At 37.3% G+C, this 15,580-nt stretch carries 11 protein-coding genes; 7 read left to right on the top strand and 4 right to left on the bottom strand.

Annotated elements, in window-relative coordinates:
- Positions 1-2: 2 nt before the first annotated feature.
- Both nagB and AAKU52_RS11855 read right to left on the bottom strand, forming a co-directional pair.
- Positions 3-1,925: a glucosamine-6-phosphate deaminase gene (nagB, locus tag AAKU52_RS11860; protein WP_354333682.1), complete on the bottom strand. Its 1,923-nt coding sequence runs from the start codon at positions 1,923-1,925 to the stop codon at positions 3-5.
- A 63-nt stretch (positions 1,926-1,988) separates the two neighbouring features.
- On the bottom strand, positions 1,989-2,735 hold the full coding sequence (locus AAKU52_RS11855) for a DeoR/GlpR family DNA-binding transcription regulator (RefSeq protein ID WP_354333680.1): 747 nt from the start codon (positions 2,733-2,735) through the stop codon (positions 1,989-1,991).
- A gap of 251 nt (positions 2,736-2,986) precedes the next feature.
- On the opposite strand from AAKU52_RS11855, the gene AAKU52_RS11850 reads away from it, so the two are divergent.
- The 7 genes from AAKU52_RS11850 (at position 2,987) to AAKU52_RS11820 (ending at position 14,077) form a co-directional block, all read left to right on the top strand.
- Positions 2,987-6,067: a SusC/RagA family TonB-linked outer membrane protein gene (locus AAKU52_RS11850; RefSeq protein ID WP_354333677.1), complete on the top strand. Its 3,081-nt coding sequence runs from the start codon at positions 2,987-2,989 to the stop codon at positions 6,065-6,067.
- 10 nt (positions 6,068-6,077) lie between these two features.
- Positions 6,078-7,643: a SusD/RagB family nutrient-binding outer membrane lipoprotein gene (locus AAKU52_RS11845; RefSeq protein WP_354333675.1), complete on the top strand. Its 1,566-nt coding sequence runs from the start codon at positions 6,078-6,080 to the stop codon at positions 7,641-7,643.
- 24 nt (positions 7,644-7,667) lie between these two features.
- On the top strand, positions 7,668-8,447 hold the full coding sequence (locus AAKU52_RS11840) for a DUF4397 domain-containing protein (protein WP_354333673.1): 780 nt from the start codon (positions 7,668-7,670) through the stop codon (positions 8,445-8,447).
- A 362-nt stretch (positions 8,448-8,809) separates the two neighbouring features.
- Positions 8,810-11,845, top strand: a complete 3,036-nt coding sequence (locus tag AAKU52_RS11835) for a SusC/RagA family TonB-linked outer membrane protein (RefSeq protein WP_354333671.1) — start codon at positions 8,810-8,812, stop codon at positions 11,843-11,845.
- Positions 11,846-11,850: 5 nt separating this feature from the next.
- Entirely contained in the window at positions 11,851-13,308 is a 1,458-nt protein-coding gene (locus tag AAKU52_RS11830; protein WP_354333669.1) for a SusD/RagB family nutrient-binding outer membrane lipoprotein, read from the top strand.
- Between the two features lie 20 nt (positions 13,309-13,328).
- The gene (locus AAKU52_RS11825) at positions 13,329-13,778 is read left to right on the top strand and encodes a hypothetical protein (RefSeq protein ID WP_354333667.1); all 450 of its coding nucleotides are present in this window, start codon (positions 13,329-13,331) and stop codon (positions 13,776-13,778) included.
- Between the two features lie 83 nt (positions 13,779-13,861).
- Positions 13,862-14,077 (top strand): hypothetical protein, encoded by a 216-nt coding sequence (locus AAKU52_RS11820; RefSeq protein WP_354333665.1) that lies wholly within the window; start codon positions 13,862-13,864, stop codon positions 14,075-14,077.
- A 110-nt stretch (positions 14,078-14,187) separates the two neighbouring features.
- Here AAKU52_RS11820 and AAKU52_RS11815 read toward each other — a convergent pair whose 3' ends face one another.
- The gene (locus AAKU52_RS11815) at positions 14,188-14,520 is read right to left on the bottom strand and encodes a 2Fe-2S iron-sulfur cluster-binding protein (protein ID WP_354333663.1); all 333 of its coding nucleotides are present in this window, start codon (positions 14,518-14,520) and stop codon (positions 14,188-14,190) included.
- Between the two features lie 2 nt (positions 14,521-14,522).
- Positions 14,523-15,533: an NAD(P)/FAD-dependent oxidoreductase gene (locus AAKU52_RS11810; protein WP_354333661.1), complete on the bottom strand. Its 1,011-nt coding sequence runs from the start codon at positions 15,531-15,533 to the stop codon at positions 14,523-14,525.
- Positions 15,534-15,580: the final 47 nt, after the last annotated feature.

Raw genomic sequence — 15,580 nt, 5'->3', positions numbered from 1 at the left:
GATTAATTAAATTTCCACCTAACAAAAGCTTCCATTGCTTCATATTCAGCTAAGCCTAGGTCATCGTATGCTTTTGCCGTTTCTCTGCTGCGATCTTCTGCACGCCTCCAAAACTCACGGGAGTCATCACCAGGAAAAACGGCGCGATCTTTCTGAGATTGGTGTTTGAAGATAGCATATTTCTTTTTCTCGAGTTCCTGGGGACTAAGAGGTACAGCCATTTCAATTTCATGAGTTTCAAATTCGTGCCATGCACCTCTGTACATCCATAACCAACAATCCTGTGCCCATGCTTCTGTTTTGCGAAGGTGTGTTAAAGCTGCTAGAATGATGTTAAAGCAAACGATGTGCGTACCATGAGGATCTTCAAAGTCTCCGGCGGCAAATACTTGCTGCGGTTTGATTTTTTGCAATAACTCAATAGTTAATTCAAAATCCTTATTGGTAACGGGGTTTTTTTTGTTTTTACCCGTTTCATAAAAAGGAAGAGCCATAAAATGAATGTGGTCATCTTCCAGTCCGCAATACCTTGCACCGGCTGTAGCTTCACCTTTTCTGATCAAGCCCTTTACGGATTGGATTTCAGGAGTGTCAACCTGATTGGGCAGTTTTTTATCCATGAAACTACGCATATCTTCATAAATCTTTTGCAAAGCATACTGATCTAAGCCCATTTTCTTTGAAAAGTCGATACTAAATTCTACAAAACGGAGGGCATCATCATCCCAAACGGCCGTATTACCAGAAGTTTGGTAGGCTACATGAACATCATGCTTTTGATCAACCAACCTGATAAAGGTACCACCCATTGAAATCACATCATCATCGGGATGAGGTGAGAATATCAAAACGCTTTTTTTAGCAGGCTGTGCCCTTTCAGGTCTTTGTGTGTCATCAGCATTTGGTTTACCCCCAGGCCAACCGGTAATGGTGTGCTGAAGTTTATTGAAAATATGGATGTTGATGTTATAAACAGGGCCTTTCTCCAGGGCAAGTTGTGCCATGCCGTGGTTGTTGAAATCATCTTCGGTAAGTTTTAGAATTGGTTTTTGTAAATGATTAGCCAGCCAAATTACCGCTTTCCGGGTTATTTTCTCTTTCCAGATACAGTCTTTCACTAACCATGGCGTGTCAAAACGGGTTAATAAACAGGCTGCATCAATATCAAGAATAAATTCTACATGTTCTGATAATTGCAAATAAGTTGCAGGAACCTCACTGGAAATTTCTCCTTCCACAGCTTTCTTAATGATAGCGGCTTTTTTCTTGTTCCAGGCCATTAAAATAATCTCTCTGGCTTTGAAAATTGTGCCAATACCCATTGTTATAGCTTTTGTAGGTACAAAAGACTTACCTCCAAAATCTCTTGCCGCATCTCTTTTGGTCAGCTCATCTAAGGTAACAAGTCTTGTTCCTGAGTTAGGTGCAGAGCCGGGCTCGTTAAAGCCGATGTGGCCGGTACGCCCGATACCAAGAATCTGTATATCCAGGCCACCCATTTCTCCAATTTTCTTTTCATAATTAAGACAAAAAGCAGGGATTTCTTCCAGACTTAAAGTGCCATCAGGAATATTAACATTGTTTTTATCGATATCAATATGGTCAAACAAGTTCTCGTTCATGAAAGTTACATAACTCTGTGCAGCATTTGGTTGCATCGGGTAATATTCATCGAGGTTAAAAGTGACCACATTTTTAAAGCTAAGTCCTTCTTCCTTGTGCATTCGAACGAGCTCTGCGTATACGGCAATAGGAGTTGCCCCTGTTGCTAAACCAAGAACTGTTGTCGCGTTATTTGCTTGCTTTTTGTTGATAAGGTCGGCTATTCGATGCGCAACATGTAATGACGCTGCTTTAGGATTGTCAAAGACGGAAACGGGTAATTTTTCAAAACGCGTTTCTTCTAATAGATTTAATCTAGCCATATATTAGATTTTATTGAAAATTAGTGTGGGTTAGTAAAGGTACGTTATTTATAAAATGATCCTTTATAGGATTTTTAAAGATTTCAGCCTATACACATCTAATTGATCATCTGCCTCGTTTAGTTCAGTAATCAAATAATTTATGTTCTCTAAAGGAGCCACTTTTAGTCGCTGGGTAGTGTTTAGCTTTTCTGAAATGCACAGAATAGCGGTTCTTTTGCTGGAGTGGAGCATGGTTTTTTTAAGTTGGTTAATTTCCCAGTCGGTATCTGTTAATCCATTTTTGGGATGTAAGGCACTGGTGCCTAACAAACATAAATCCGCATTGATTTCAGACAGTTGGTTGATGACATGGCTTCCGTAAGTTACCTTGGAGTTTTTAGAGAATAACCCGCCAATTAGAATGACTTCAATTTTTTCATATTTAGCCAATTCTATGGCTACGAAAGGGCTAATGGTAAAGAAAGTTGCTTGTAAATTATTTGGAAGTTGTTTCACTAATTCAATTAGAGTTGTACCTCCACCTGTTAAAATCACCATCCCATCTTTGATGAGCGGTATAGTTTTTTTAGCGATATTAATTTTTGCCTCTCTGGCATAGACGTTTACATCATCAAAAGTAGTTTGGTAAGATTTAGAAAGTGCTCCACCGTGAACCTTTATGAGTGAATTATTATCGCTTAACTCTTGTAAATCTCTCCTAATAGTGTCTTCTGAAACATTTAATAGTTGTACCATATCAGAAGTGAGCACCCTGTTGTGCAAATTGATTTGGCGCATGATGACTTCAAGCCTTTCTCTCTTTAACATTTGATTAATTTTTAACGAATATAATAAAGGTTAATTGATTAAAGAGCCATTGACATTAAAATATTGCGGATTTTTGCGGCTTTGTGCAATTAAAATCTGCTAACTGCCATAAAAATAGTTTGTTGTTTGTTGTAATTAACAAAAAACATTATACATATTTACTGGATGAATTTTATTTCTGCGTTTAATTGCGTGTTTAGATAAAGTTACATTAACAAACCACAATTTATAATTCAACTAAAAAAATGTTTATGAAAAGAAAACTACTCCTATTGTTCTGGTGTACTCTTTTGTTGGCAACGCAAACTTTTGCGCAACAAATTGTTGTGACTGGAAAGCTGACCTCTGCGGAGGATGGATTACCTATTCCAGGTGCTTCTGTGAAAATTAAAGGAAGTAAAACGGCTGTTCAGACATCAACAGCTGGGACTTATTCTATCGGGTCTAGAAAAGGTGATGTATTGGTGTTCTCTTATATAGGAACAACGGTACAAGAAAAAACAGTTGGTAGCAACACTGTTGTTAATGTTGCTCTTGCGGAGAACAACAATGCATTGAATGAGGTTGTTGTAACCGCTTTTGGTATTACGAGGGATAAAAAAGCACTGGGTTACTCTGCGCAAACTATTAAAGGGGAGGACATCGCGGGTACCCAACGGGACAACTTTTTAAATGCCTTACAGGGACGTGTTGCTGGAGCAACGATTACCCCGACAAACGGTACACCTGGTGCTTCCTCACAAATGATTATTCGTGGAGCGGTTTCTTTAGATGGAGATAATCAGCCTTTATTTGTTGTAGATGGTTTACCCATTTCTAACCGTACTTTTAGTGAGTACAATTTAGTGGGTCAGGGTACCTTTAACCGTACAAATGATTATGGTAACAGAGCGATGGATATCAATCCTGAAGAAATTGCTTCGATTACAATTTTAAAGGGTCCAGAGGCTTCTGCATTATATGGTACTGAAGGTGCATCTGGTGCGGTGGTGATCACCACAAAAAGAGCTAAAGCCGGAACGGCGAGAGTGAGTTACAGCAATTCATTCCGAATGGAAAATGTATACCGTTTCCCTGATGTTCAAACGGTTTATGGCGGTGGTGCAGGTGGTTTCTTTGATGATGAGTTGCGTGTTTATTTTGGGGCTAAATATCCAGCCAATTTGCAGACTTATGATAACCTAGGGAACTTCTATAAAACTGGTTTTACACAAAAACATAACGCTTCAATAGAAGGTGGTACTGAAACTTTATCTTTAAGAACAAGTGTAAGTTATACCGATCAAAGTGGAACACTACCTGGAACGGGATTCAATTCCATCAATGCAAAGATCTCAGGGACTTCTACAATCAGTTCTAAAATTAGCACCAATGGATCTTTAAATTTGATCAACTCCAGAACAGATAAAACTTTTAAAGGAGATGGTAGTCCGATGATCAGTGCTTTATCATGGCCGGTTATTGATGACATGCGTAACTATTTAACGGCAACAGGTGCGAGAAGAACCATTACAGGTACTTTATCTGCTGAGTTGGATAACCCATTCTTTGGTGTCAACAAAAACCCAAATTGGGATAAAGTTAACCGTATTTTAGGTAATTTCGGAATTGATTATAAGCCAAACGAATGGTTAGGATTCTCTGGTCGTGTTGGCGCGGATATCAGTGCGCAACAAGGCTTATCAGCTTATCACCCTGAATCTTATTCAGCAAATAAATCTGGAACATCGGCTTCTGGTGGTGGTATCAATACTTTTAATTCCAATGAACGTTTATTCAATGGGGCTTTCGTTACCACATTAAAAAAGGATTTCGGTAAATTTAAGCCTATTGTACGCATTGGTGCTGATATTAAAGACAATTCTTACCAAGTGAATTCTCAATACGGAACGAAATTCTACCAATCAGATTTCTACAGTTTAAACAATACAGATCCAACCACACAGCGTGTTGCTTATACAGATGAGCTCAAACGTAAAGTGGGGGCTTTTGGAAGTGCAGAGTTTGGTTATGACAATTATTTGTTTTTAACTTTAACCGGACGTTATGATATGTCTTCTACACTTCCCGTAAAAAATCAAGGTTTCTTCTATCCAGCAACTTCGTTAAGTTTTGTGTTTTCAGAATTACCTGCATTTAAGAAAATGGAATGGCTCTCTTTCGGTAAACTTAGGGGGTCATGGGGACAGTCGGGTAAAGATGCCCGAGTGGCTTACATTACCAAAACGAAGCTGGTTGCACAAACGACTACAGGAGGCGGTTTTGCCGTTGATGTTACTGCAGGTAACCCAGATTTACAAGCAGAATTTACAACGGCCTCAGAAGTTGGTATGGAAATGGGGTTCTTTAATAATAGATTGTCTTTTGACTTCTCTTATTTTGAAACTTTATCTAATAAACAAATTACTGCACCGCGTTTAAGTTACGCAACTGGTGCAATTTTAGAATACATCAACAGTGGTAAAATTAAATACCGTGGTTTTGAGGCGCTTGTTAAAGGTACGCCAATAAAAACAACTAATTTTGCATGGGATGTTTCTGGAAATATTGCCCGTCAAAAAGGTAATATTTTATCTCTGCCAGCAGATCAAAAAACATTTTATGTGTCTGATACCTGGTTGTTTGATAACGTAAGAGCTCAATTTAATCCAGGATCATCTGTTTCTGCTTTTTCAGGTATTACTTATTTGAGAAACAATAACGGTGACTTATTAATTAACCCTACTTCAGGTTTGCCAATAAAAGGAACTGATTTTACACCGATAGGAGATAGAGCACCTGATTTCACCATCGGTTTGTCTAATAGTTTTACCTATAAGCGCTTAAATCTTTCCTTCTTGTTTGATATCAGAAAAGGTGGTGATATTTATAATGCAACGGAATTATATTTGTATGCAAGAGGTTTATCGAAATTAAGTCTTGACCGCGAAACACCACGTTTGATTAAAGGTGTATTAAGAGATGGCTTAGAGAATTCAGCTAATCCAACGCAAAACGCTATCATTGTTACCCCATACATTACTACTAGTTACTATTCAAGCGCATACAATACTGAAGATTTTCTTCAGAAAGATGTTAATTGGATTAGGTTAAAAGACATTACCTTAAGCTATAACTTGCCAAAAAGTGTTTTTGGAGAGGGTAAAGTATTCAAAACGGCAAGTGTTTTTGTAACCGGAACAGATTTATGGCTAATGACCAATTACAAAGGGGTAGATCCTTCTGTGAATGGTTTGAGTGCTGCATCAGGTGGATTAGGCGGAACGGGTATAGATTATGGTTCAGTTGGTTTGCCAAGGGGATATAATTTAGGTGTTAAAATTGGTTTTTAATAGAAAAGAAATGAAAAAAATTTACATAACATTTGCGGCGTCAGCTCTTTTATTATCGACAAGTTGCAAGAAATATTTAGATGTTAATACAGATACGGCTACCCCACAGGTAACTGAAAGTAAAACCCTTACGCCTCCACTGTTTGCACAGATGGAACGTGGAATACAATTTGATGCCCGTTATTTAGCGCCACTTATTCAGAACTGGGGTTTTGTTTCTGGAGGAATGACAGGTGAAATTCATGGCTGGTATGCCGGTCTTGATACAACTGGCGAAATTTGGCGTACAGTATATTATGGCTTAGGGGCTAACCTGGGCTTAATAATGGACGATGCAATAAAAACCCAGCAATATAACTTCCTGGGAATGGCGCAATCATTGCGCGCTTGGGGATGGCAAACGGGAACGGATTATTATGGGGATTTAGTGCTTAAACAAGCCTTTGAGCCAAATAGATATGTTTTCGATTATGATCCTCAAGCAGAAGTTTATGCAGAGGTTGTGCGTTTAGCTAATGAGTCTATTGCAAACTTTAGCAAAACTGATGGCAATGGAACTGTAGCTAAAATGGCTTCTGCTGATTTAGTTTATAAAGGTGTAAATGCGAAATGGATTAAATTTAATTATGGAATTTTAGCCAGAAACATGAACAATCTTGTAAATAAATCTACCTATAATCCGGCAAAAGTGATTGAATATGCAGACAAGTCGTTAAGTAACAATGCAGATAATTTCTTAGTTCCCAACAATGGTTTAACTTCTGCAGACGGAAACTTCTTTGGTCCTTTAAGAGCTAACTTAGGTAATTATCGCCAATCAAGAATGATTGTTGGCTTGTTAGATGGCACTTATTTTACTGGTACAACTGGAGTTGTGATTGATCCAAGAAGAGCTAACATGATCACTGCCTCAGGTGATGGTACATTCAGAGGTGTAAATCCAGGAGTAGGTGACCCAAATTCAGCGGCTGCAAACACGGCAACTACCGCAGTAGCCAATCCATGGGGCGGACTTAATTCTACTAATCCAGGTGCAGGTACAGGAAAGTATTTGTTTAGAGATAATGCAGGTTTTCCAATCATGACCTTTGCAGAAATTCAATTTATCAAAGCGGAAGCTGCCTTAAGAAGTGCAAACCCTACTTTGGCTTACCAGGCTTATTTGGCTGGGATTGCAGGACATATAGATTTTGTAAGTGGTTTGGGTACTGCAATTACTACATCGCAAAAAGCGGCTTACTTGGCAAGTACGGCTGTTGCGCAAAGTTCTGGTGTTTTGACTATTAGAGACATCATGCTTCAAAAGTACATTGCAATGTGGGGACATGGTTTTGTTGAGACCTGGAGTGATCTTCGTAAATTCAATTACAATGAGGGTGATATAAAGGGTAATAATCCTTATTTAAATGTGTTTGTTTTCCCGCCAACATTCTTTTTGGATAACAGTGGTAAACCGGCACAAAGATACCGCCCACGTTACAACTCAGAGTACATTTGGAATATAGATGCCTTAAAAAAGATAGGTGGAGATCAACCAGATTATCATACATATAAAATGTGGTTTTCTCAACCTTAATTCATCACGCTTAATTCAAAAAAAATGAAAAAATTAATATATATCTTTTCCCTTGTTGCCATCACTTTTAGCGGATGTACAAAAGGCGATTTAGTCGAAAGTACTGAATACACAAAAATTAGTGCAGGAGATCCAGCATATTCCTATATCAGGTTTATTAACCTGACGCCTGCAAGTCCTGTTATTAATTTTAACTTGAATGATGTGCGCGTATCAGGAAATGCATCAACAAATGGTAAAGAAGCAGGTTATACTTATTTAGGAGTGTTTCCAGGTTTAGGTGGTACATTTATTCCTGCTAAAGTAGGTGTAAATGCTATTACTGCTAAAATAGTTTCTTCAGCTATAGCTGATGCAAATCTTGAGGTTTTTAATACGAGCATCAACACTGCGGCAGGTAAATACTATACTTTGTATACTACAGGGACTTACAATATCACAAATAAAAAGGTGGAATCATCTTTGTTGATGGAAGAAGTTAAACCTGCTTTGGATACTTCGAAAGTTTTCATCCGGGTGGTTAACTTATACAACGGTGGACCAAATATTGATTTTGTACAAAAAACAACTAGTCAGAAAATTGTTTCTAATTTAGCCTATGGCACCGCTTCTGCTTTTGTGGAGATCCCAATGCCAGGACAAAGTAACCTTTATAATATTAATCAAAATACTACTGGTGCTACACTAATTGCTACAACTGCTATTACCTTAATTAAAGGACAGGCTTATACCTTTATTATTAGGGGTGTTAATGGTTCTATTGCTACACCAATTGGTGTGAATTATTATGCAACTTTTTATTAAATATAAAAGTATAATATTTCTGTAATATAAAAAAGCGCATCGTATTGATGCGCTTTTTTTATGATATCCGGGCGTTAGAGATACAAAAACAGGCGGGGGAATGATAATACTATAGACTATGTTTCAATAACCTGTACTGCAGGTTTATGCAAGTTTTTTGCAGATTTTAACTATAATACAATATGTTCTTTTGTTTTATTGCGTAAAAAACATTTTTAATATTTACTTTTACTAAAATTTTGCGTTTTTATGCATGTTTGGTTTTAGTATTATACCACTATAAATGGTATTTTAAAAAAAAACTTAAGCAATAAAAAACACACATAACTAAACTTTAATTTCCATTTAAACAGTTCATTAAAATGAAGAAAAAACTACTCTTATTATTTTGGGGCATTATTTTGTTAGCAACGCCAACGTTTGCTCAGCAGCTTACTGTCACAGGAAAAGTCACCTCTGTTGAAGATGGACTTTCCATTCCGGGTGTATCCGTAAAAATTAAAGGAAGTACAACCGTTGTACAAACCAATGGTGCGGGTCAATATTCCATAAAAGCGTCCTCAACAGATGTTTTAGTGTTTAGTTATATTAGTATGATTTCACAAGAAAAAGTCGTGGGCTCAAACACAACACTCAATGTTGTATTAAAAAGCAGTTCAAATACCCTGAATGAAGTTGTTGTAACAGCATTGGGTGTGAAGCAACAAAAGAGGTCATTAGGTTATGCCACTCAGGAAATTAAAGCTGATCAAATAACTAATACCAACCAGTCTAACCTGATCAACGCTTTAAAAGGTAAAGCTTCTGGTGTACAGATTACAAGTACGGGAGGTGCAGCAGGAGCAGGATCAAGGATACAAATAAGGGGCATTAACTCTCTTAATCCTTCGGCAGATAATCAGCCATTGTTCGTAATTGATGGAATTCCGATTTCAAATAATACGGATCAGGTGGGAGATAACTTTCAAAACACTAATCGTTCAGCGGATATAAATCCGGAAGATATTGAGACCATGACTATCTTAAAAGGTCCAGCAGCCTCCGTATTATACGGACTTAGAGCAGCTAATGGTGCAGTAATTATTACCTCAAAATCTGGTAAGTCTGGTAAACCAACGTTTAACTTTAAAACATCATATAGTTTTGACGATGTGACAAAGACGCCAGATATTCAAACAACTTATGGCAATGGTAATGGTGGTGCTTTTGTACCCAGTGTTAACAGTTGGGGGCCAAAAATTGAAGGCCTTCCTACCTATAATCCTTATGATGAGTTTTTTAGAACTGGCCACCAGGCACAAAACTCTTTCACCTTTAGTGGAGGTAACGAAAGTGCAACTTATTTCACCTCTATCGCAAATTCAGATCAAACTGGTGTAGTTCCAAATTCTGAATATGGTAAAACATCGATCAGATTGGCCGGAACACTAAAAGCCTCTGAACAGTTTAAGTTTGAAGGTTCGGCCAACTATATTAATTCAGGGGGTAAAAACCCAAGAACTGGTGTGTCGTCAGGTACTATTTTTTACTTAATGCGTCATACCAATACGGTTAATCCTTCTGATTATCTTAATCCTGATGGCAGTGAGAAAACCTATAACGGTTCTATACAAAATCCCTATTACTTTACTGAAAATGCATTCTTAAAAGATAATGTAAACAGGGTTATTGGAAACCTGGGTGTAGAATTTAAAGCCAATGACTGGTTAACATTCAATTATAAAGCTGGTATAGACAATTATACAGATTTCAGACAAGTATATAATGAAAAAGGCTTGTTGATTAGTACACTAGGTTCAATGACCGAGCAAAGGATTAGCTATAGTGAGGTCAATTCAAATTTCTTTGCCAGAGCAATGAAACAGTTTGGTGAAAAATGGATGGCAACCTTATTAGTTGGACAATCTTATACTCATATTAACAGATCAAACTTATCCCTTAATGGTGCACAGGCAGTAGTGCCAAATGTAGAAAGTATTAATAACTACAATGTTTATACTACGACTACAAATCCATCAAAGAAAAACATCATAGGTCTTTTTGGCGATTTGACTGTGAGTTATGATAACACTGTCTTTTTAAGTGTAACAGGAAGAAATGATTGGTCATCTACTTTACCAGCATCAAACCGCTCTTTCTTTTATCCATCAACCAGCCTATCTTACGTCTTCACAGAAACATTAGGTCTACAGGATAACCCAATATTTAACTTTGGTAAGTTAAGAGCATCCTATGCTCAAGTAGGTAAAGATGCAGATCCTTACCAGATAGGTGAATATTATTCAACCATTCAAGCATTTAATGGCGTAAGTGGAATAAGAAGAGATGTAAAAATTGGTTCTGAAGGACTTCGTCCAGAAAGAACAAAAGGTTTGGAATTTGGTGGTGAATTTAAATTTTTTAAAAATAAAATCACGCTTGATGCTAACTACGCTATCTTAAATAGTATTGATCAGATTGTACCTGTTCCAATTAGTTATGCTTCTGGTTATGATATTTATGTAACCAACGCTGGTGAGATTCGCAATAACTCTTTGGAGTTTTTATTGAATGCAAATGTTATTGATTCAAAAGATTTCAGATGGGATATTAATGCGAATTGGTCTCGAACTAAAGGACGTGTGTTATCAATGCCTCCTGGTGTTAATGAAATACAATTTAATCCAGAATCACCTTGGGTAAAACAAATTATCAAAACTGGTGGTCGCCCGGGAGATTGGTATGGCTGGCCGTATACCCGTGTAACTGATGGTAACAGTGAATACGAAGGTCAATTGGTGATTAATGCTGATGGTTATCCTACTATTCCACAGCCGCTTTCTAATAATTACCTGGTCGGTAATGCATATCCTGATTGGATAGCTGGTTTAGGAAGTAGTGTTACTTATAAAGGATTAACCTTCTCCTTCTTATTCAATATTAAAAAAGGTGGAGATGTATTTGATATACCAAAAACACAACGTTTTTCTACAGGTATAGGTGCAGAAACAGAGTTAAGAAATGCACAAGTAATATTTAAAGGTGTTAAAAATGTGGGTACTGCGGCAAGTCCTGTGTATGTGCCAAATGATAAAAATGTACTCATCGATCAAAGTTTTTATGCCAATAGTTTCCCTTACAAACTTGCTACTGAAAACAATGGTTTCCAGGATGCATCATGGATAAGGTTACAGAATGTATCACTTTCATATGATTTGCCTAAAAACTGGTTGCAAAAATCTTTTATTAAGTCGGCCTCTTTTTCTGTAACGGCAAACAATTTATGGTTGAGCACTTCCTTTAATGGATTTGATCCTGAAGCAAGTGCTTATGGATCTGGGTCTAATTCAATAGGCTATGTAGGAACTGGAGTTCCAGCAACCAGAAATATATTTGTTGGTTTAAATGTTAATTTTTAGAATCTATGAAAATCTTAAATATAAAAGTTCTCAGCTTATTGATTGCATTAACTGCAGTTTTTAGTGCGTGTAAAAAACAACTCGATATCAATAATGATCCCTCGAGGCTTACCCCAGAGCAGGCTAATCTGCCAGGATTATTGGCTACCACTATTCAATATACATCTACCTCATTCTTTAATGCGGGGCAGTATGGAAATTTTTACCCTCAGTACTTTGCGGGATATAATTCTTATGAATCAAATATTGATTCTTATAATCCTTATGGATTTGATAACATCTGGGAATCAGCTTATAGAGATGCTATGCCTAATTTAAAAGACATGATTAGTCGTGCGGAAACACTTGGTGCGCCACAATATGCGGGCATAGGTAAAGTGTTACTTGCTTTGACCTTAATGCAGAGTACTGATATCTGGGGAGACTTGCCTTACAGCGAAGCTTTTAAAGGGCCCACTGTTCCAAGTCCTAAATACGACAAGCAGCAGGATATTTATACGACTTCTCTGAAGCAAATTCTTGATGAAGCAATAGCTGATCTGGATAAACCAGTTCCTACAACAGCTACGCTGCAGGTGAGTGCATCGAATGATTTAATTTTTAAAGGTGTTATTGCTAGTTGGAAAAAAGCAGCTTACGGTGCTAGAGCACGTTATTATTTACATTTGTCTAAGAAGGATCCTTCAAATGCGGCAAAAGCAGTAGCTGATATTGCTTCTGCAGTAGATAATCAATTGGGAGCAGCAGATTTACAGCTTACTTATACTCAAGACAGACCTAGTCCTTGGTTTACTAACTTGGGTCAATCTGTTCCAACTTCAAAAACAGCACGTCCTTCGTATTTTATTGTTAATTTAATGAATGGTACAGGGCATTTTAATGGTGTAATTGATCCACGATTACCTAAATTATTTGATAATGGTGGCGCGGCCACTTATATCGGTCGCCCGGTTGGCACTTTAAATACCGAGCAAGGATCTAATTTAGCAAATGCTGATTTTACTGAAAAAACATTTTATGGAGCAAGAACATCAGCTGTTCCAATTCTTACTTATTCAGAAATGCAATTTATTAAAGCAGAGGCACTCATCAGTACAGATAAACCAGCAGCATATTTAGCTTATATCAACGGTATAAAAGGTAATATGTTAAAATTAGGTGTTAGTGCAGCAGATATTGATGCTTATATCAATAACGCGACCATCACTAAAGCAGGAAATATTACCATTACAGATGTGATGCTTCAAAAATACATTGCCTTATTTCTTCAAATGGAAACATGGACTGATATGAGAAGGTATCAATATGATACTTCCGTGTATCCAGGATTAAAAATGCCATTCAAAAATCTTTTAGGTAATGTTTTTGTGCAAAGAGGGAAATATGCTGATAACGAGCCAGGAAGAAATCCAAATGTTCCAGTTATCACAAATCAGGCACAGAAATTATGGTTATTTAATTAACAATTTATAAGAATATTAAAATGGAAAATAAGTCATATAAAATAATCGTAGCACTTTTTGCAATCGTCATGTTTACATCGGCCTGCAAAAAGAATGCTCCAGATCAATGGTTGCAAGACAACATCACTATTATTGGAAAGGTTCCTGTTATAGCGTCATTTACGGTAAAAGCACCACAAACAGTAAGTGTTACTGCGGGTAGTGGGCTACAATTCGATTTAAGGTACTGGTCTGACGAGCCGATCGATAAGATCAATTTAAGATCTACAGTTGGTACAGGTAGTCAAGCGTTAATATCAACAACAGCCTACCAGAAAGCTTATTCAACAGTTAGTCGCACGGATTCACTTCTGGTTCCATTTACGGTTCCAGCTGGTGTTGCCGTTGGAACGAAAATTGTTGTAGAGGTTGAGGTGGTTAATCAAAACACCTTAACAAAAAAACTTCCTATTACTTTAACAGTAAAATAAGATAATAAATAAAAGGCTATTTCAATTAATTTGGAGTAGTCTTTTTTTATAACTTGTGTCACAATATTTCCTATTTTTGCAGTATGGCAAATTTTACCCTTACCGCTGAAACAGCACCAAAAGTAAAAATCAAGTTTTTAAGGAAGTACCGTGATTTGGTAAACGAAAATATACCATTTACTCCGGGTCATGAAGAAGAATTGGTGATCCAGTTAATGCAGTTAATAAAAAGAGACCGAAAGTACGTTGAATTCACCATCAATAAGGCCTTGGCTGATCCAGAAGGCAATAGGTTGTAAAGAAATTACAATCCAGGTAGCAGTATAAATTAAACAAGCATTTCAGTGAATTTGCAATTATTAAGCTTAACAACTAAAATGCTTGTTTTATAAAATAAGCGGAATTAAACTTAGTTTAATCCACCGTGTAATTTAATGGTCAAGCCATCCATTTCCTGATTCAGCTTTAACTGGCAGGAAAGTCTGGAGTTTGGCAACACATCTGGTAAAGTGTCTAGCATGGCATATTCATCATCAGACATTTCGTGCAGCATATCTTCGCCTTCCAAAACGTCTACGCAACAAGTAGCACACAAAGCCATTCCACCGCATGTGGCCAGAATATCATACTCGCAAGCTTTTAGGTATTCCATTAGACTTAATCCCATGTCTATAGGAGCCTCAAGGGTAGTTAAGGTACCATCTGGATTTTGTACATGTATATTGATGTTATTCGCTTCCATAATTAAAATTCACTTACACCATTAACAGTAGTATATTTCATGGTATATTTAATACCAGGGTTCATGTATTGATAAGCACTGTGACTCATTAAAGCAGCTTCATGGAACCCACAAAGAATTAACTTCAATTTATTTGGATAAGTGTTGATGTCGCCAATAGCGTAAATACCCGGAATGTTAGTAGAATAATCATCAGTATTTACCTCTATTGCACTTTTGTGGATATTCAAATTCCAGTTTTCTATAGGTCCTAATTTAGGGCTCAATCCAAATAGTGGAATTAAATGATCTGCAGCAACATTGGTGATTTCTAAGGTTTTGTTGTGAATAATTTCTACGTTCTCTAGTTTGCCAGCTCCTGTTACTGAATTCAGGTTACTGTTTAAAACCAGGTTAATACGGCCACTTTCTGCTAAAGCCATTACTTTATTAACAGAATCAGGAGCGCCACGGAAACTTTCGCTGCGGTGTATCAGCGTTAACTCTTCAACAATATCAGCTAAAAATATGGTCCAGTCTAGGGCAGAGTCACCACCACCAGCAATTACCATTTTTTGCCCGCGGTATTGTTCTGGATCAAGGATCATGTAGTTAACGCCACGGCCATTTTCAAATTGCTCTAAACCAGCAACGGCAGGCTTACGAGGCTCAAAGCAGCCTAAACCACCGGCAATAACGACAACCTTAGATTCTATGATCGTACCCATATTGGTTGTCAGCACAAAATCACCCTCACCACGTTTCTCTAAGCCCTCAATACGTTCGCCTAATGTGAACCCTGGATGGAAAGGCTTACCTTGTTCCATAAGGTTGTCAACAAGCTCCTGCGCCAACACAGTTGGGTATCCCGGGATATCATAAATTGGCTTTTTAGGATATATTTCTGAAAGTTGACCTCCAACTTGTGGTAAATAATCAATTAAATGACAGCGCATTTTAAGTAATCCGGCTTCAAAAATAGCGAATAAACCTACGGGGCCGGCGCCAATGATGGCTATATCTGTAGAAATCATGTATTTAAATTTGTTGCGAATTTACAAAAATTGTCTTTAATAATAGC

Origin of the sequence: Pedobacter sp. CG_S7, assembly GCF_040544395.1 — a bacterium.
Lineage (GTDB): Bacteria > Bacteroidota > Bacteroidia > Sphingobacteriales > Sphingobacteriaceae > Pedobacter.
This window is presented reverse-complemented; position numbering and strand designations above follow the sequence as displayed.